Source organism: Streptomyces purpureus, from assembly GCF_014648195.1.
Classification (GTDB): domain Bacteria; phylum Actinomycetota; class Actinomycetes; order Streptomycetales; family Streptomycetaceae; genus Streptomyces; species Streptomyces purpureus.
This window is the reverse complement of sequence record NZ_BMQQ01000005.1, coordinates 48717-67523: the sequence shown is the minus strand read 5'-3', so window position 1 is coordinate 67523 and position 18807 is coordinate 48717. Positions and strand designations below refer to the sequence as shown.

At 69.4% G+C, this 18807-nt stretch carries 11 protein-coding genes; 4 read left to right on the top strand and 7 right to left on the bottom strand.

Annotation, left to right across the window (positions count from 1 at the left end):
* Positions 1-35 precede the first annotated feature (35 nt).
* From IEZ01_RS08945 to IEZ01_RS08935, 3 genes are all read right to left on the bottom strand, one after another.
* Positions 36-683, bottom strand: coding sequence for a response regulator transcription factor (locus IEZ01_RS08945; protein ID WP_019885726.1), 648 nt, complete (start codon positions 681-683; stop codon positions 36-38).
* A complete protein-coding gene (locus IEZ01_RS08940; protein ID WP_189200881.1) occupies positions 668-1945 on the bottom strand; it encodes a sensor histidine kinase in 1278 nt (425 codons plus the stop codon). Before IEZ01_RS08940 ends, IEZ01_RS08945 begins: the two co-directional genes overlap by 16 nt.
* Before the next feature lie 227 nt (positions 1946-2172).
* Entirely contained in the window at positions 2173-3159 is a 987-nt protein-coding gene (locus IEZ01_RS08935; RefSeq protein WP_189200879.1) for an NAD-dependent epimerase/dehydratase family protein, read from the bottom strand.
* A gap of 276 nt (positions 3160-3435) precedes the next feature.
* Between IEZ01_RS08935 and IEZ01_RS08930 the strand changes: the two genes are divergently transcribed.
* Positions 3436-4008: a hypothetical protein gene (locus tag IEZ01_RS08930; RefSeq protein ID WP_229832808.1), complete on the top strand. Its 573-nt coding sequence runs from the start codon at positions 3436-3438 to the stop codon at positions 4006-4008.
* A 48-nt stretch (positions 4009-4056) separates the two neighbouring features.
* Positions 4057-5496: a PepSY-associated TM helix domain-containing protein gene (locus tag IEZ01_RS08925; protein ID WP_189200875.1), complete on the top strand. Its 1440-nt coding sequence runs from the start codon at positions 4057-4059 to the stop codon at positions 5494-5496.
* Positions 5497-5555: 59 nt separating this feature from the next.
* Here IEZ01_RS08925 and IEZ01_RS08920 read toward each other — a convergent pair whose 3' ends face one another.
* Positions 5556-6098 carry a winged helix-turn-helix domain-containing protein gene (locus tag IEZ01_RS08920; RefSeq protein ID WP_189200873.1) on the bottom strand — a complete coding sequence of 181 codons (543 nt, stop codon included), beginning with the start codon at positions 6096-6098 and terminating at the stop codon, positions 5556-5558.
* Positions 6099-6188: 90 nt separating this feature from the next.
* Positions 6189-6311, bottom strand: a complete 123-nt coding sequence (locus IEZ01_RS35610) for a hypothetical protein (protein WP_267907254.1) — start codon at positions 6309-6311, stop codon at positions 6189-6191.
* Positions 6312-6493: 182 nt separating this feature from the next.
* On the opposite strand from IEZ01_RS35610, the gene IEZ01_RS08915 reads away from it, so the two are divergent.
* The gene (locus IEZ01_RS08915) at positions 6494-7801 is read left to right on the top strand and encodes a hypothetical protein (protein ID WP_229832806.1); all 1308 of its coding nucleotides are present in this window, start codon (positions 6494-6496) and stop codon (positions 7799-7801) included.
* Positions 7802-7861: 60 nt separating this feature from the next.
* Here the strand turns inward: IEZ01_RS08915 and IEZ01_RS08910 are convergent, their stop codons facing one another.
* Both IEZ01_RS08910 and IEZ01_RS08905 read right to left on the bottom strand, forming a co-directional pair.
* Positions 7862-8578 (bottom strand): polyprenol monophosphomannose synthase, encoded by a 717-nt coding sequence (locus tag IEZ01_RS08910; RefSeq protein ID WP_373287584.1) that lies wholly within the window; start codon positions 8576-8578, stop codon positions 7862-7864.
* Between the two features lie 223 nt (positions 8579-8801).
* A complete protein-coding gene (locus tag IEZ01_RS08905; protein WP_229832804.1) occupies positions 8802-11576 on the bottom strand; it encodes an FG-GAP-like repeat-containing protein in 2775 nt (924 codons plus the stop codon).
* Positions 11577-12200: 624 nt separating this feature from the next.
* Between IEZ01_RS08905 and IEZ01_RS08900 the strand changes: the two genes are divergently transcribed.
* A complete protein-coding gene (locus IEZ01_RS08900; RefSeq protein WP_189200867.1) occupies positions 12201-18533 on the top strand; it encodes an RHS repeat domain-containing protein in 6333 nt (2110 codons plus the stop codon).
* Positions 18534-18807: the final 274 nt, after the last annotated feature.

The window sequence follows — 18807 nt, the reverse complement described above, 5'->3', positions numbered from 1 at the left end:
CGCTCCGTTCCATACGGATGGGACGCGTGATGCGTTCAGCCTCGATCGAGAAAAGCGAGAACGGCCAGGACACGGCGATTGTCGTCGTCCGACACCTCAAGCCCCAGCTTCGCGAAAATGTTCGAGGTGTGTTTGGCGATGGCCCGTTCCGTGACGACGAGTTGCCCCGCGATGGCCGTATTGGACCGGCCCTGGGCCATCAGTTCCAGGACCTCCCTTTCGCGGGGGGTGAGACCGCCGAGCGGCTTGTCCTGCGAACGCCGCGACAGCAGCTGGGAAATCACCTGCGGATCCATCGCGGTCCCGCCCGCCGCCACCCGCCGTACCGCGTCCACGAACTGGTCCGCGTCGAAGACCCGGTCCTTGAGCAGATAGCCGACGCCACCGTTGCCGTCCGCGAGGAGCTCACGCGCGTACAACTGCTCGACATGCTGGGACAGGACGAGCACGGGCAGCCCGGGCCGCGCCCGGCGGGCGGCGAGCGCGCACTGCAGCCCCTCGTCCGTGTGCGACGGCGGCAGCCGCACGTCCACGACCGCGACGTCCGGCTCCAGCTCGGCGAGCGCCTTGGACAGTTCCGGCCCCGACTCCACGGCGGCGAGGATCTCGCAGCCGTACGCCTGGAGGAGCCGCACCAGCCCGTCGCGCAGCAGGAAGAGGTCTTCGGCTAGGACAACGCGCAAGGGATCTCCATGGTGACCATGGTGGGACCGCCCGCGGGGCTGCTGACGGCCAGGACACCGTCGAATGTACCGAGCCTGCGTTCGATCCCACTGAGGCCCGAACCGCCGCCGACCGCCGCCTCGCCCCGGCCGTTGTCACCGACCGACACGCGCAGCGCCCCCGCCGCGTACGACATGTCCACCCAGATCGCGTCCGCCTGCGCGTGCTTGACCGCGTTGGTCAGCAGCTCGCTGACCGCGAAGTACGCCGCCGACTCCACCGGCGCCTCGGCCCGTACGGCGCCCTCGGGCAGGTCCACGTCCACCTGCACCGGCACCGGCAGGCGCAGCGCCAACGCCCGTACCGCGTCGGGAAGTCCGCGCTCGGCGAGCACCGGCGGATGGATCCCGCGGACCAGGTCGCGCAGCTCGGTCAGCGCCTCCGCGGAGTTCTGCCGGGCCATCGAGATCAGCTGCTTCGCCTGGGCCGGGTCCTTCTCGATCAGCGCCTCGATCGTGCTCAGATGCATGCCCATGGCGACCAGCCGGGCCTGCGCCCCGTCGTGCAGGTCCCGCTCGATCCGGCGCAGCTCGGCGGCCGAGGTGTCCACCGCGTCGTGCCGGGTCTCGGTCAGCCGGTCGATCCGCTCGGAGAGTTCCGCCTCCAGCGGCCGGTCAAGCAGCGCCTTGGCGAGGGCGAAGTGCCCGCGGAGCAATGTGCTGTTGTACCGCAGCCCCACGGCGAGAATCACAAGACCGAGCGCCAGCGCCGCGAGAGCGCTCGCCTGGCTGTCGACGGGCACGAAGCCGTACCAGTTCGGATCCTCGGTGAACACCCGCCACAGGCCCGCCGCGAGCACCGCCCCCTCCACGGGGTAGAGCACGAGCACCGCCGGCAGCAGCGCGACGAGATACCCCGCGGTCATGTCGACCGGCAGCCAGCGCAGGTCCCGCCAGGTCGCCGGGTCCTTCAGCAGCAGCAGACACCGCTCGACGTGCCCGGCGATCCCGCCGCGCCCGTCGGCGGGCAGTGGCCGGTATGTGCGCGCGATCCTGATGTCCGTCCACCGCCCGGCCAGCAGCCGCCGCCGGTCGGCATGGGCCCGGACGGCGGCCAGCACCAGCGGGGTGGTGAGCACCCCCACCCCGAGGGGGACCAGCGCGATCGAGACGACACTGAAGCAGAACAGCACGGTCGACGCCACGATGCAGAGGAAGGAGAGCGCGAACCCCCGTACGGCGGAGATCAGTTGGCCGCGCAGATACTCTGCCGGTCTGGTCATGGTCGCGAATCTCTCCCCCTGTGTGGACACCACCGTGCACGGTCACATTGCTCCCGGCCGGTGCTCTCCATCCATGATCGCCGTCGGCGACCGCACGGGTCACGGGGTTTCCCACCCGGCCAGGGGTGTATCTGGCACCACCCTGCCCCCCGCCGAGCCGCGCGGGGCCGTCACGCCCCGGGAGCGCCGCCCCTGTGACAGGGGCGGTGACAGGAGTGCCGCCCCCGTCACCGCCCCAGCAGCTTCGCCTCCACCTCCGGGGAGAGTCCGACCGACGGCCGGTCCGGCCGCTGCGGCGCCACCCCGCCCAGCGACACCAGCCACGCCCAGGTCTCGGCGACCGTCTCCGCCACCGGCCGGCACCGCAGCCCGGCCGCGACCGCCTTGGACACGTCCCCGGCGTGCATCGCGTCGTGCATCTCGCCCGGCGGAAGCCACACCGGCAGGTCGCTCCACGGCTCCACCCCCGCCGCGAGGATCGCCTCCGGCTCGGTCCAGCGCAGCTCCGCCGCCGAGCCCGTGACCTCCGCACAGCTCTCCAGGAGCTCGCCCATGGTGGCGTGGCCGGGCGGGCACACCACGTTGTACGGTCCGGACAGCTCGGCCTCGGCCGCGTCGAGCGTCCACTCGGCGAGGTCTCTTACGTCCACGTACTGCACCGCGAGCTCACGCGGGCCCGGAGCGAGGACGGGACCGCCGCGCGCTATCCGGTTCAGCCACCAGGGCAGCCGGCCCACGTTCTCGTACGCCCCGATGATGAGCCCCGCCCGCACCAGCAGCGTGCGGTCCGCGCCGAACGCGTCGAGGGCCGCGAGCTCGCCGCCCCGCTTGGCCTCCGCGTACGGCACGTCCCCCGCGTCCATGGACCCCTCGACCAGCGGGCCGTCCTCGTCGAGACCGGCGGCCACCGGCCACGCGTACACGGACCTGCTCGACATGTACACATAGCGCCCGACCCGGTCCGCGAGCAGCCGCGCCGCGTCCCGTACCGCCGAGGGCGCCGCCGACCAGGTGTCGACGACGACGTCCCAGCTGCCCTCGGCGAGCGCCGCGAGCCCGTCCGGCGCCGTCCGGTCGCCTGTCAGCGTCCGCACCCCGGCCGGCGGCTCATGACGGCCCCGGTGGAAGACCGTCACCTCCCAGCCACGGGCCAGCGCCGCGTCCACCACCGCGCGCCCCACGAATTCCGTCCCACCCAGCATCAGAAGTCTCATGAGGCGACTGTGCCCCCATGGGGCCGCGCGGTGGCGGGATTTGGCTGTCAGGGGAATCGCCAGGAGCGGAAAGATCGCCAAGGTGGTGCGGGGGAGGTGCGGGAGAGGTGCGGGGGAGATACGTGTACGGCACCGGAGGGGCCGGGGCTCCCGTGGCCGGAACCGCAGTGGCACGATGTGCGCACCATGACGGATACCCGCTCGCCGATACGCGCCCTGCGAGCCGCACTTTTCGCGGCGGTGTGCGTCATATTGGCCGCGATGGGGCATTCGTCCATGTCTGGGCATGAGATCCCGCCCGGCGCGCTCCTCCTCGCCTTCGCCGTCACCTGCGCCCTGGCCTGGCTCGCCTCCGGCCGCCGCCGCGGCACCCTACCCATCGCCACCGGCCTCCTCGCCGTACAGAGCGCACTCCACCTGATCTTCTCCAGCGGCCAGAGCCACGCCGCCATGCCCGACCACCACCCGGCCGCGACGCACGCGAACCCGGCCATGGACCCCTCCATGACGATGGAGATGTCCCCGGACGCGCACCTGGCGGCGATGGCGGGCCACGGCTCCACCGGCATGCTCGCCGCCCACGTCCTGGCCGCCGCCGTCTGCGGCCTGTGGCTCGCCCGCGGCGAGGCCGCGTTCTTCACCCTCGCCCACGCCGTCGCCCGGTCCGCCTTCACCCCGCTGCGACTGCTGCTCACGGCCGTCCGCCCGCCCGCCGCCCCCCGGCCGCCGCGCCCCCGTACCCGTACCGTCCGACGCCACCAGGGCGTCGTCCTCGCTCACACCCTCTCCCGCCGCGGCCCGCCCGTCCCCTCCGTCACCCACGCCACGGTCCTCGGAGCGCACGTCTGACCTCTGGGGGCCTCTTTCCCCATGTCTACGCCGACACCTAGGACCACCATGGCCATCGACGACCCCGTACGGGCAGCCGACACCAGGACCGAGACGGAACAGGAGGCCGCCGAGGCGGCCCGGACCGGCCGGCCCTCCACCTGGAGCGCCCTGCGCCCGCTCCTGCTGCGCCTCCACTTCTACGCGGGCCTGCTCATCGCCCCGCTGCTGCTCATAGCCGCCACGAGCGGCCTCCTCTACGCCCTCTCCTTCCAGGCCGAGAAGATCATCTACAGCCATGAGCTGGAGGTGCCCGTCGGCGACCGCGCCCTGCCCCTCTCCGAGCAGGTCGAGGCCGCCCGCAAGGCCAACCCCGACGGCACCGTGACCGCCGTCTGGCCCTCCGCCGAGGACGGCGCCACCACCCGCGTCCTGATGGCCGACCCCGACGTCGAGGAGGGCAAGTCCCTCGCCGTCTTCGTCGACCCGTACACCGCCGAGGTACGCGGCCGACTCCCCAGCTACGGCAGCTCCGGCGCCCTGCCGCTGCGCACCTGGCTCGACGAACTCCACCGCGACCTGCACCTCGGTGACCTCGGCCGCAACTACAGCGAGCTCGCCGCCAGCTGGCTGTGGGTCGTCGCCCTGGGCGGCCTGCTCCTGTGGCTCGGCCGCAGGCGCTCGGCCACGCGCCGCCTCTTCGTCCCCGAGCGCGGCCCCAAGTCCCGCCGCCGCACCCTCTCCTGGCACGGCACCGTCGGCCTGTGGTCGGTGGCCGGTCTCCTCATCCTCTCCGCGACCGGCCTGACCTGGTCGAAGTACGCGGGCGAGAACATCGACGCGGTCCGCGGCCAGCTCGGCGGCGCCACCCCCACGGTCTCGGCGAGCATCGGCGGGGACACCGGCGCCTCCGAGCACGAGGGCCACGGCGGCGGCCACCACACGCCCGCCCCCAAGGGACCGGACGTCGGCATCGACAAGGCCGTCGAGGCGGCCCGCGCCGTCGGTGTCGACGGACAGCTGTCCGTCGTCCTGCCCAGCGAGGGCAAGGGCTACGTCGTCAAGGAGACGGACGCCACCTTCCCCGTCCACCTCGACTCGGCGGCGATCGACCCGGCCGACGGCAAGGTCATGGACACCCTGCGGTTCGCCGACTACCCGCTGCTCGCCCAGCTCACCCGCTTCGGCATCGACGCCCACATGGGCGTCTTCCTGGGCCTGTTCAACCAGCTCGCGCTGGCCGCGCTCGCCCTCGCCCTGATCCTGCTGATCGTCTGGGGCTACCGCATGTGGTGGCTGCGCCGCCCGACCAAGGAGCGCACCTTCGGCGTCGGCCGGCCGGTGGCCCGCGGCGCGTGGCGCAAGATCCCCGTCACGGCCCTGCTGCCGCTGGCGGCGGTGACGGCCCTGATCGGCTGGTTCATCCCGATGCTGGGCGTCAGCCTGCTGGTGTTCCTGGCGGGCGACATCGCCCTGGGCCTGGTGGCCAGGGCCCGCGCCAAGGCGTGAGGGACACGGCGTGACGAAGGGGGTGGCCGGTGATCACCGGCCACCCCCTTCAAACCTGGTCAGGGCGCGTACTTGTAGCCGACCCGCCGTACGGTCTGGATCGTGTGGCGGTGCTCGGCGCCGAGCTTGCGCCGCAGCCGGGCCACATGGACGTCGACGGTCCGCCCGTCGCCCACGTGTCCGTACCCCCACACCGTGGTGACCAGCTGGTCGCGGGTGTGCACGCGGTGCGGGTGCGCCACGAGATGGGCGAGCAGCTCGAACTCCAGGTACGTGAGATCCAGCGGCCGCCCGTCCACGACGGCGGTCCGCCGCGCGCTGTCGATCGCCACGGGCCCGCCCTGGGCGACCGGCGCCCCGGCCACCGGCGCGGCCGGTACGGGCGGCTGCTGATCGGCGGGTACGAGCACCAGGTAGCCGATCATCGGCGGCTGCCCCGGCAGGGTGGGCAGGGTGTGCTGCGGCGCGGGCAGCCAGGTCGCGCCGGGCGGAAGGAAGTCGGTGACGTCCACCACCTCGTCACGGTCGACGGCACGCAGCCGGTGCCGGCCGACGGGGGGCAGGGTGGTGGCGGGGGCGGGGAAGGGACGGGCATTGGCCATGAGAGGTCAGCTCTTTCGCGCGGAGGGACGGACGTGGGTACGTCTTGCGCGTCGGCCGAAGGCCGCGGGATCGACGGTGCCGATCGGGCTTTAGAGGGCCGGCGCGTTCATCGCGCGGCAACACACCCGGTCGAAGTCGTGGTGCTGACGGGAAGGCCAGAACGGCTCGAGGTCGCTGCGACCCGTCGCGGTGTTGTCCTGGAGGCTTGCCATGTCCCCATTCAATCAGACACCCGCCCGCTCCAGCAGGGCCCTCCGGGCCATGGGCCCGGTCTTGGCAGGAACTTGACGCTCCGTCGGCTAGCGGGCTTGCCATGGAGGAGGATCCGACATGCCCGACAAACAACCGAGTGACGGAAATCTACTCTTGATTTGGTAGGTTAATATGCTCGGTCGTGACCAGTCCCACCAGCCTCGACGCCGCTGCGATACGCGCCGAAGGCAACCACAAGGGGCCCGCCCGGACCCACCGGTCCCAGGGCATACGCCGAACCCGAAGATGGATGCTCCCGGCCCTGATCGCCGTGGCCTATGTCCTCCTCCAGATCGTCGGCAAGCCCACGCTGCCACCGGCCAACGACGCATACCGCTACGCGCGCGCCACCCTGGAGATCCTCGGCGACTCCCGCGAGCAGGCACAGCACACCGCACTCAAGGCGTACTGCCGCGACAAGGTGCACTGGGACCTTCGATATCAAGGCCTGGATCCGCAGAACCTGCGCGAGGACGCACCGGCCGGCCCGGACCGCGCCAAGCGGTACAAGGGCTGCCTGATCAACTCGGCAAAGGGCCTGGAGCCGACGAGCCCTCGGTACGAGCGCATCTTCGACGTGCGCCCCGGGTTCGCGGTCCTCGCCGTACCGGCCGTCGCCGTCCTCGGCGCGGGGCCTGGGCTGCTCGTCACCTCGGTCCTGTTCACCGTGCTCGGCGGCGTCCTGGTGTACCTCCTCCTGCGCGCCGTCGGAACGGGCCGCGGGACCGCCGCGATCGGCCAGGCCTTCTACTACGCCAGCCCCATCGGCTGGTGGGGCGGCCTTCCCCTGACGGAAGGCCCCGTTCTCGCCCTCACCATCGGCGCTCTTCTCGGTTCCTGGTGGCTCCTGAACCACAGAACGACCGCCGGATCGCTGATGCTGGCCGGATCGCTCCTGGTCGGCACCGCCGTCAAGTACTCCACGTTCCTGCTTGTCGCCGGTGCGCTCGGGGCAGCCGCGCTCGTCTGCCTGCTGATCGTGGCCGGCACCAGGCACCGGGGCACATACCTGCTCGCCGCGCTCAACACGGCTGCGGTGATCGGCATCGGCGTCCTCAGCATCCGATACAGCCTGCCGGGCAGTTCCGAAACCCTCCAGGACACCTTCACCAACCACTTCGCCCAGCCCGACGTCGACGCCCCCTGGCCGATGCTCGGCGAGCTCAACGCCAACTACTGGACCCACTGGCTCCAGGAGCAGGCCCGCAGCCCCTGGCTGATCGCGGCCGTCGGCCTCGGAGCGTGGGGACTCTTCCGGCACAACCGCGCGCTCGCGTGGCCGGTCCTCGCCGTCGGCATGACCGGTCTCGCCGCGGAAATCGCGCACCCGGTCTACAGCCAGGGGGACCGGCTCATGGTGAACGTGTGGATCGTGGCCGTCCTCGGCCTGCCGCTCCTGCTCGACCAGGTCACCCGGCGCAGAGGCGCGCAGGTCCCCGGACCCAGCTGAAAGCCGTGTGGGGCACTCCGGCCGGAGTGCCCCACACGGTGGATCGCGCATCGGCGCCGCTCAGCGTCTTCCCGCGAGCGCCTTCACCCTGCTCCCCACACCCCACGCCGTGACCCGCCACAGCGCCTCCGCCACGATCGCCCGGCTCATCTTGCTGTCGCCGCGCTCCCGCTCCACGAACGTGATCGGCACCTCCACCACCCGGAAGCCCGCCTTCACCGTGCGCCACGCCAGGTCGACCTGGAAGCAGTAGCCCTGCGAGGCGACCTCGTCCATGCCGAGTCCCTCCAGCGTCTCCCGGCGGAACGCCCGGAAGCCGCCCGTCACATCCCGGATCGGCACGCCCAGCATGAGGCGCGAGTACAGGCTGCCGCCCCGCGACAGGAACTCCCGCGACTTGGGCCAGTTCACGACACTGCCCCCCGGCACCCAGCGCGACCCGAGCACCAGATCGGCCCCCGGCAGCGCGTCGAGCAGCCGCGGCAGCTCCTCGGGCCGGTGCGACCCGTCCGCGTCCATCTCCACGAGCACCGCGTACCCACGGTCGATCCCCCACCGGAATCCGGCGAGATAGGCCGCCCCCAGGCCCTCCTTGCCCTTCCGGTGCAGCACGTGGACGTGGTCGTCGGCGCCCGCGAGCTCGTCGGCGATCTTCCCCGTACCGTCCGGGCTGTTGTCGTCGGCGACGAGAACGTGCGCCTCGGGCACCGACGCCCGGACCCGAGAAATGATCGACTCGATGTTCTCGGCTTCGTTGTACGTCGGAATGATCACCAACACGGTGCCCAGAGGGCCCGTGTCCCGCCGACCGGCTTCTACCACTGCTGCATCACCTCGCGTGCCCACCGATCAGGTGAGCGAAGGCCGTACTGGTCCCCGAGAGCATACGGGCCGCGATGCGGGCGGCCATGCGAGGGATCTGCGCCCCCTGCACGCGGATGCCCGTCCCCGGGCTTCTCCCAGGGACGGGCATCCGGGGTGAGGAAACGGCTCGCGAACCTCAGCTGAGGGCCTGGAAATTCGACCAGCTGCCTATGCCCACGACGACTCCACTACCGGACAGGTCGGAGTAGCTGTAGAGCTTGCTGTCCCCTCCCGTGGCCCACAGATCGGCTTTGCCGTCCCCATCGGCGTCGGGAACGGCCGTGAGAAGCGGACGATTGGCCGCGGTCCAGCTCCGGCCGATCACGACGGAGGCGGGACCGTCGCCCAGCCCCTCACCACTCGGCCCTGTGCCCGAGTAGAGACGAAGATCGCCGGTGATCTTGTGGCGCGCCACGAGATCGACGCGGCCGTTGCCGTCACGGTCGCCGGGCGCCGCGAGGTTGTAGTTCGTCCACGACGTACCGACGAGCACCGGGGGACGTCGGGAGTCGAGCCGGAAGTCGTCCGAACCGAAGTACAGCCACAGCAGATCCCCCTCCTTGACCAGGAGGTCGGGGAAGCCTCGTACATCGGGCGTGCCATCGCCGTTCGTGTCCAGCGGGCCGTCGACGTCGCCGATGGCCAGGACCTGCTCGGCGTTGGCCCAGTGGTTGTTCGCCGGGTCGTAGACCTCCAGGTCCTGTTCGTCGTACAGGCAGCTCCTGGAGGCTCCGTCGGCGGCCTCGTTACGGGCGGTGCAGGCCCACCCGAAGCCGTTGTTGGGAAACACGTGGAGCGACTTGCCGCGCTCGCCGGGCACTGCGGCGACCAGGTCCTCGTAGCCGTCGCCGGTCCAGTCCCCGCGATGCGTGATCGACGCACCGTCGAAGTTCGTGTTGCTGACCACGGTGTAGGTGCCGACCCGGCCGTTGCCGTGCCCCGTGTAGAGCCACAGCTCGCCGCTGTCGCCACGCACGCCGTAGAAGTCGGCGTTGCCGTCACCGTTGAGGTCGCCGGGCTTGTCCGGCGTCGCCGGACCATTGGCGTAGAAGAGATGGTCGGCGCGGTCGGAGCGGTTGCCGGCCCCGTCGACGCTGCGCACGAACAGACGCATGGAACCCGCGGCAGGGGGCGTGAGCGTCAGTTCTGCGAGGTCCGCGTCGATCTCCTCCTTGATGGTCGTCTTCTTCAGTGCGGCCGGCCGCACGGTCGCGTCCCAGTCGGTCCAGTACTCGTACGACTTCACATCGGTGACTCCGCCATTGGTCAGCTTGAAGACGCCCGGGGTCCTGGACCGGCCGGTTGCCGCAGGCCAGCCGTCGGAGCCGTCGGGGAAGTCGGTCGAGGCGATGCCGGGTGGGGTGCTGGGACGTGTGGGGTCGAAGTCGAAGCGGCACGTCGCACCGACGGGCACCCACACCGACGTGGACGACGAGTCCAGGGTCTGAACCATCCAGGCGTAATTTCCACGGGCGGCAGCGAGGTACTTCACCAGCGTCTCCTTGGGCACCTTGGCCTTGGCGACCGTGCCGGAGGTGGCGTAGACGACCTGGTTGAAGATCTGAGCTCCGCCGGACAGGTCATTACTGCCCCAGAGCCGGAACTGGGCCCGTACGGTCCCGCCGTCCGGGTCGCTCACCTTCGCCGTCAGATAGACGTCCGTGTTGCCGATCGAGGTGTACGGCGCTGCTGTGTCGCACCCGCCGGAGGAGGGGATCGTGCCGAGGGCCGACGGCGCGGCTGGTCTGCTGTTGTACTCCGTGGACATCACCGCCGACGTGGCGGCGAACTTCTTCCACCCGAGCCGGTCGCCCTCCAGCGAGGCCGGTACACGCATGCCCAACGTGATGTTCGTCCACCGTTTGGCGGCGGCGTCACGTGCTGCGGACGTGACGTCGAAGGCGAGATTCCCGGCGGGGCAGGAAGAGCCCCATCCCTTGGAGTCGTTGACCGAGTCGAGTGTGCGAATCCACGTCGGCTGGTTGTTCCAGGTGGTCGAGGTGGAGATCGCACCGGTCAGGCCGACCTCGACCGTTCTCGGCGTGCAGGAGTAGGACCACGTGTTCTTGATCCGGAATGTGGAGCTGATGACCTGCTTGTCCCGAAGGCCGGTGGTCTTCATGCCGAAGTACGACCTGGACAGTCCGTCCGTCCAGTCCTCGTAGCCCACCCGCGCCAGATCCGTGCCGGTCGACCCGTCCGGATTCCTCCAGCCGGCACCGTTGTAGAAGTTCTGGTTCTTCGATCCCTTGTACGCGATGGTCCAGGCTTGCATGACCCCACCGAAGGAGGGGTCGATGTAGACCGGGTAGGTCGTCTTCGCCCCGGTCAGCAGTGATCGGTCCGGAGTCAGCGTGAGCTTCCCCGGGGTGACGGAGACGGGCATCGCCGACTGCTTCGCGCCGTGACTCGGTTCGAACGCGCCCATGCGGGAGGCCGCGGAGGTGCCGGCACGGGCCGAGGGGCCGGCAGGGGAGGCGCCGGAGCTGTCCCACATGAGCGGCGTCGGCGCGGTGAAGACCTTCTGCCCGGCGGGGTCAACGGCGATCAGATTGCCCCGCTTGTCCGACGACAGCGTGACGCCGTTCGTGGAGAGCTTCAGGCCCACGGACTTCAGCGCCGGATTGGCCGCCGCCTTCGCCGTCTTCACGATCAACAGCTGGCTGAAGCCCGAGGCAGAGGCCCGCAGCTTCAGGTCGACTCCCGGCATGATCTCCGGATACGTGGCCGAGTCCCCCTCGACCTCCGGGGCCGGCAGCGGCGACGGCCAAGTCAGCGACATGCTGCGGCCGTCCCGGGTCAGCGTGGCCAGCGGACCGCGGCCGCCGCTTGAGAAGGCGATGCCCAGCGCGGCTGACTTGGGGGAGAGCAGGCCGTCGGCGGCAGTCTTCAAGGTGGTGTCGATGGGCACCAACTTATTTCCCTGACGCACCCGTTGGGGTGTCGTGTACCGCTCTTCGGTGAACGTCCCCGACGGGTTCGCGAACACTTGGGACGTTTCGGTTCGCTGCGCCAGTACCTCGACGCGCTTGCCGATCTTGCGTGCCTTTGACAGCGCCTGGTTCTCGGCGGAGCCGGCCTCCCCCATCGCTGCGGTGGAGGCGCCGTGTGCCGCCGAGGCATCTGGTGTGGCGAACGCCTGCTGCGGAAGCAGAGTGGCACATACGGCGCTTGTCACCGCCGCGGCAACGGCGGTCCCCCACCATCTCTGTCTCACCTTGACCGTTGGAGATCTCATCGTGGCAATTCCCCTCCCGATTTGAATCGCCTTGCACCTTAGATCGTTTGGCGGGATTTCGGGGATGGGTTTCGTCGGCGGGCCTTTTCCTGTGTTCCTCCCAAATGGGGAATGGCTTGAAAAGGCCGCCATGAGCCCCTCATGGGCGTTCCCTGCGGCGAGGGGCTCGACGGGCGCGCCGTTGACCTGTCCAAAAAGTAGATGCTGAATGAAATATTCCGGCTGTTGTCCCTTGGGGCTGCTGCTACCTTCCGTGCCCAACTGTGATCTTTCTGTCAGGGTGGGGGAGTTGTAGGCATGTCTCAGGTGAGGGGCGGCGGCATAAGACGCGGGGCCGCATGGGCCGTATGGACGCGGCAGACAGCCGCGGTTCTGGCCGGGCTGCTGCTGACCGGTCTACTGGGCGGCCCGGTCGCGGCCGCGGCGGCACTGGAGGAGCTTGGGCTGAGGAACCCGGCTCCGGTGCCGACGAAAGAGGTAGAACCGAAGGCGTCGGGCCTCACGGATTTCGCGGCACGGAACGCCTGGAAGGGCGCACCGAAGGTGGCCTGGCCCAAGGCGGGCACGGCGACGGTCGACGTGCTCACCGAAGGCCGGAACGCCGGACCGGTGCGTCTGGTGAAGGTGCCCACGGCCAAGGCGACGAGTCCGTCGGGGAAGGCTTCCGGCGGATCCGGGACGAGCAGCGGAGTCACCTCCGCCGCAGGTCCTGAGCAGGCCCAGGTCCGGATCCTCGACCGGAAGGCGAGCGAGGCCCTGGGCGTAGACGGTCTGGTCGTCGCCCTGCGTGCCACGAGGGGCTCCAAGGGCAAGGTCGGCGTCGAAGTCGACTACAGGCCCTTCCGCGACGCCTATGGGGGCGACTGGGGAAGCCGCCTGAAACTCCGGCAGCTGCCCGCCTGCGCCCTGACCACCCCTCGCGTCAAAGGCTGTGGAGGGGGCCAGGACGTCCCCTCCACCAACGACGCGAAGGCCGGCACACTCAAAGCCAGGGTGGAGCTTCCGGGGGCCGCGCCCATCGCTCCGAAAACCTCCGCAGGGAAAGCGGCGCCCCGGACCACTGCTCTCGCGGACGGCTCCGGCACCGCGCTGTTCGCCGTGACCGCCGGCGCGTCCGGCTCTGCGGGCGACTTCAAGGCGACCTCGCTCGCCGCATCGGCGTCCTGGACCGCGGGCGGCTCCAACGGCGGCTTCACCTGGAACTACGACATCCACACGCCCGACGTCCCGGGAGATGTGGCCCCCAAGCTGCAATTGGCCTACTCCTCCCAGTCGGTGGACGGCCGTACCGCCGCGACGAACAACCAGGCCAACTGGATCGGCGAGGGCTGGTCCATGGACCCCGGCTACATCGAGCGGCAGTACATTCCCTGCACCGATGACAAAGCCGGCAGTAACAACACCGCCGCGAAGGTCGGCGACCTGTGCTGGAAGAAGGACAACGCCGTCCTCAATCTGGGAGGCCGGACCAACACCCTCGTGAAGGACACGGCCAGCGGCGAATGGCACCTGGAGAGCGACGACGGCACCCAGATCGTCAAGGTCGCCGATTCGGGCCGCGGCAACGAGGACGCCGACGGCGAGTACTGGAAGGTGACCACCCCGGACGGCACCCAGTACTACTTCGGCTACAACCGGCTCCCCGGCTGGGTGTCCGGCAAGCCTGAGACCGACTCCGCCTGGACCGTCCCGGTGTTCGGCAACCACGCCGGAGAGCCGTGCTACAGCAGTTCGTTCAGCGGTTCGTGGTGCAGGCAGGCCTGGCGGTGGAATCTCGACTATGTCGTGGATCCGCACGGTGACGCGATGGCCTACTACTGGAACAAGGAGCTCAACTACTACGGCCGGAACGTGAACGCGTCGACCGGCGCTTCCACCGCGACCGTGTACGCACGCGGCGGCACCCTCGACCGCATCGAGTACGGACTGCGTGGCACCGACATGTACGGGGCCAAGCCGGCCGCCAAGGTGGACTTCACCGTCGCCGAGCGCTGCCTCACCAACTGCTCCGCATTCGACAAGGGGCACGCCGCCAACTGGCCGGACGTCCCCTTCGATCAGTACTGCGCGTCAGGAACGGAGTGCAAGGACCGTTATTCTCCGTCCTTCTGGTCCAGGATGCGGCTGACCAAGATCGCCACCTCGGTGCTTGTCGGCAGCGTCTACAAGCCCGTCGACAGTTGGACGCTCGGCCAGCAGTTCCCCGCCAGCGGGGACGGCATGAAGCCGGCGCTCTGGCTCGCCTCCATCACACGCACCGGCCACACCGGCGCCGGTGATGTCACCATGCCCGCCGTGACGTTCAAGGCGCTGCCGCTCCCCAACCGCGTGGAGGGCGCGACGACCGGCGGCGACCCCGACCCCGTACCGCCCCTGTGGCGTCACCGCGTGTACGGCATCGAGACCGAGACGGGCGGCGTCATCGGTGTGACCTACTCGGCGCGGGACTGCAAGGCCGGAGACGTGCCGTCACCCGCCACGAATACCCGGCGGTGCTATCCGGTCATCTGGTCCCCGCCGGACGCCCCGGCCGACGACTACGAGCCCTACCTCGACTGGTTCCACTCCTACGTGGTCACCCAGGTGCTGGAGACCGACCAGACCGGCGGAGCGCCGGCCAAGCGAACGGATTACGCGTACCTGGACGGAATGGCCTGGGGCAAGTCGAAGGACGACGAGTTCACCAAGGCCAAGCACCTGACCTACAGCGACCGCAAGGGTTACGGCCGGATCCAGATTCGCACCGGTGACGACAGCGCCCGCAAGACGCTCAAGGAGTACCGCTACTTCCGGGGCATCGAGGGTGCTGCCGTCAAGGACTCCGAAGGTGTGGCGATTACCGACTGGGAACCCTTCGCCGGAATGACCCGTGAAGAAGCCACGTACAACGGCGACGGCGGAAAGCTGGAGTCCGTCACCAGCTACGAACCATGGCTCTCGGCGGCCACCGCCACCGAGACCCGCGCGGAAGGCTTGCCCGCGCGCAAGGCACACGCGACCGGCGGCAAAGCCGAGAAATCGCGTACCGCTGTCGGCGCCGGCTGGCGCACCACGCAGACGACTCGCACCTTCGACGCCGTCGGCCAGGTGCTCACCGAGTCCAAGCTCGGTGACACCGCCAAGGCCGGCGACGAGGAGTGCGTCACCAACACCTACGCCCGCAACACCGCCAAGAACATCCTCACGTTGTTGGCCGAGGCCAAGACCGTCGCCAAGCCCTGCACCACCGTGCCGACACTGCCCGCGGACCTGATCTCCGTCGAGCGCCGGTACTACGACGGAGCGACCAGCCTCACCGCGGCTCCCGTCGAGGGCGACGTGACCCGGCTGGAGGAACAGGACGAAACTGGCAACGGCTTCCTGACCACGGCAAGGCACACCTACGACCAGCACGGCCGCGAACTGACCGAGACCGACGCGCTCGGCCACACCACGACCACGGCCTACACCCCCGCGACGGTCCTCGCGCCCACCGCGAAGACCGAGACGAACGCACTCGGCCACACCATGACAACCACCTACGAACCGGCTCGCGGTGTCGCCACCTCCGTGGTGGACGCCAACGGCAAGCGCACCGACGCCGTCCACGACGGCCTCGGCCGCGTGCTGAAGGTGTGGCAGCCGGGCTGGTCCAAGGCGGACCACAGCACACAGCCTTCCGAGGAGTACAGCTACCGGATCTCCCGCACCGAGGCGAACTCCGTCACCACCAAGTCCCTGAAGCACAACGGCGAGTACCGCACGTCATACGCGCTCTTCGACGGTCAACTGCGCGAGCGGCAGACCCAGAGCCCCGCCATCGGCACGCAACAGACGGTCGTGACCGAGACGCACTACGACAGTCACGGACGGGCCTGGAGGAGCTTCGGCGCCTACATCGCCGACATCGCACCCTCGACCACCCTGTTCACCGCCAAGTCCGTCAACCAGGTGCCGGTCGCGACCGAGAACGTCTTCGACGGCATGGGGCGCGTCACGGCCTCGCTCTCTTTGAAGTTCGGCGACGAGCAGTGGCGCACGACCACCACGTACGGCGGCGACCGCGTGACGCTGATCCCGCCGCGGGGAGGCACGGCGACCACCAAGGTCACCGATGCGGACGGCCGCACGACCGAGCTCCTGCAGTACGCGGGCGCGGACCTCACCCAGCCGCAGAAGACGACGTACACCTATGGCAAGTACGACGAACCGCAGACCGTCACCGACCCCGCAGGCAACACCTGGACGTACACCTTCGACAGCCGGGGCCAGAAGACCCAGGTCGACGACCCCGACAAGGGCCTGTCCAAGCTCACCTACGACAGGGCCGGTCGCGTCGCCACCACGACCGACGCCCGCGGGGCCATTCTCACCACCGTCTACGACGAGCTCGGCCGCAAGGCGGAGGTGAAGAACGGCCCTATCCTCCTCGCCAAGTGGACCTATGACACCGTGGCGAAGGGGCAGCTGACCAGCGCCACTCGTTACGTGGACGGCGCCGCTTACACCACATCCACCGGCGGCTACACCGACCGGTACCAGCCCACCTCCACGAGCTTCACCGCACCGACGGCGGCCGGTGCACTGGCGGGCACCTACGCCTGGAGATACGGCTACAACGCCGAGACCGGTGCCCTGGAATGGACGCTCAACCCCGCGGTCGGCAACGTGCCCTCCGAGCGCGTGACCACCAACTACAACAGTGACGACTTGCCCTTCCGCACCAGCCGCGACGGCATCGCGCTCGTCGCCAACACCCTGTACGACGCCTTCGCACGGCCCGGTGTCACCGAGTTCGGCGACCCCCTGGGCAAGAGCGTCAGGCAGGCAAGAAGCTACGACGAACACACCGGCCGCCTGACCCGGCAGACCACCGACCGAAGCATCGCCCCGCAACGTATCGACGACACCACGTACGCCTACGACCCGGCGGGCAACATCAGAGGCGTGACGACCGTAAGCGGTCAGGACGCCACAAAGTCCACGGACACTCAGTGCTTCACCACCGACCCCCTGGGCCGGCTCACCGAGGCCTGGACCGCCAAGGCGGACTGCGCGGCAGCCCCCTCGGCGAGCAGCGTAGGCGGCCCGGACGCGTACTGGCACACCTACGGCTACGACGCGGCCGGCAACCGCACCCAGCTCGTCGAGCACGGCACCGGAGCCCTCGCCGGATCGGACGCCACCACCACCTACACCCACCCGGCCCCCAAGGGGAACCTGCCTCACGCCGTGCAGCAGGCGGTGGTGAAGGGCGGCGCCAACGACGGACGCAAGAGCACCTTCACCTACGACGAGACAGGGAACACGAAGAAGCGCACCATCGGCACCCGCGTCCAGGACCTGACCTGGAACACGGAGGGCCACCTGGCCACGCTCGTCGAGAGCGGCAAGACGACCAGCTACCTGTACGACGCGGACGGCGGCCGGATGGTCACCAGGAACGCGGACGGAAGCAGCATCCTCACGCTCCCGAACGGCGACGAGCTCAAGGTCTCCGCCGGCGGCGCGAAGACCGGCACCCGCTACTACACGCACAACGGCGAGACGGTCGCCGTCCGCCAAGGCGCCGAGACCGCCTACCTGTTCGGCGACCACCAGGGCACGGCCATGGCAGCCGTCGCCCTCGGCACGCTCGCGATCACCCGTCGCAAGCAGCTCCCCTTCGGAGGACTGCGGTCGGAGCAGTCGACCGACTTCGGCCCCCGCGGCTTCGTCGGCGGCACGAACGACCCGACGGGCCTCACCCACCTCGGAGCCCGCGAATACGACCCCACTCTGGGCCGCTTCCTGTCGGTGGACCCGATCATCGACCACGACGACCCGGCCCAGATGAACGCCTACAGCTACGCCCACAACAACCCGGTCACCAAGTCCGACCCGGACGGCCTCCGCCCGGACGGCCCGGTCGGCGGCAACGGCGTCGCCGACTACTTCTGGGCCAAGGAACGGGGCATGAGCGCCGGCTACACGTACAAGAGCGGCCGGTGGATCTGGCACCAGACCCCGAGGAAGGACGCGGACTCGCAGAAGCGGTACAGGGCGTACCGGGCGAACCCGAGTCACTACAAGGTGTACCACTACAACGCGAAGGCGGTGGCGGCGGCCAAGGCCCAGGCGGTGAAGCGGGCCAAGGAACGAGCTGCTCGGGCTGAGGCAGAGCGGCGCAAGAAGGAGAATGGCATCCTGGCCAGCATTGCGAAAGGGAATTTCAAGGATGCCTTCGATAACAGTCTAGGTAGCCGATACTGGTGGACGCATACGGGCGTAGACCTTGGTATAAAATTCCTGGCAACGGTCGGAACGACTGCATGCATAGCCTCAGCGATTTGCGGCGCGGGTCTATTCGCAGTTGGGGCCCTGTCTCTGTTCGCCGTCGGGCTCGGTGCTCATATAGCACTGGCGGATGAGGTGGACGCGAAAAATCCGGAAAAGTTCATCTTGCCCACAGCGATCTCGCAGGTTGAGGGGATGGTGGCTGGCGCGACATTTGGCCGTGGCGCCGGAATGGCAGCTATCCGGGGCCCCAAGGCGCCCAAGTACCATTCAGCCTTGTCTAATGGTAGAGGCGGATCAGATCCACTCTTCTCCGGAGTCCCACAGAAGCAATGGGGATCTGCCCTCAAGGGGTGGCTCCGGAATCTGATGTGATCAAGCATGGCATAGGCGCCGCCCAGTGGGCGTCGGGCATCAGCGACTGACGCTGCGGTGGACTCAAAGGCAAGGGGGCTCGAGTGGAGAACGAAGATCTGGTTCGATCCGGTGATGACGATGACAGTGCCCGTCGATACCGCAGTGACCTGCAAGCCGACCGTGAAGCCGTGCGGGACTCGTTGAGGGTAGACCTACCCGCAGCGCACATGGGCGCGGCGCTGAGCCTCGTCGCCACCGTGGTTCTAGGCGCTGTATTCGAACTCCGGTGGGC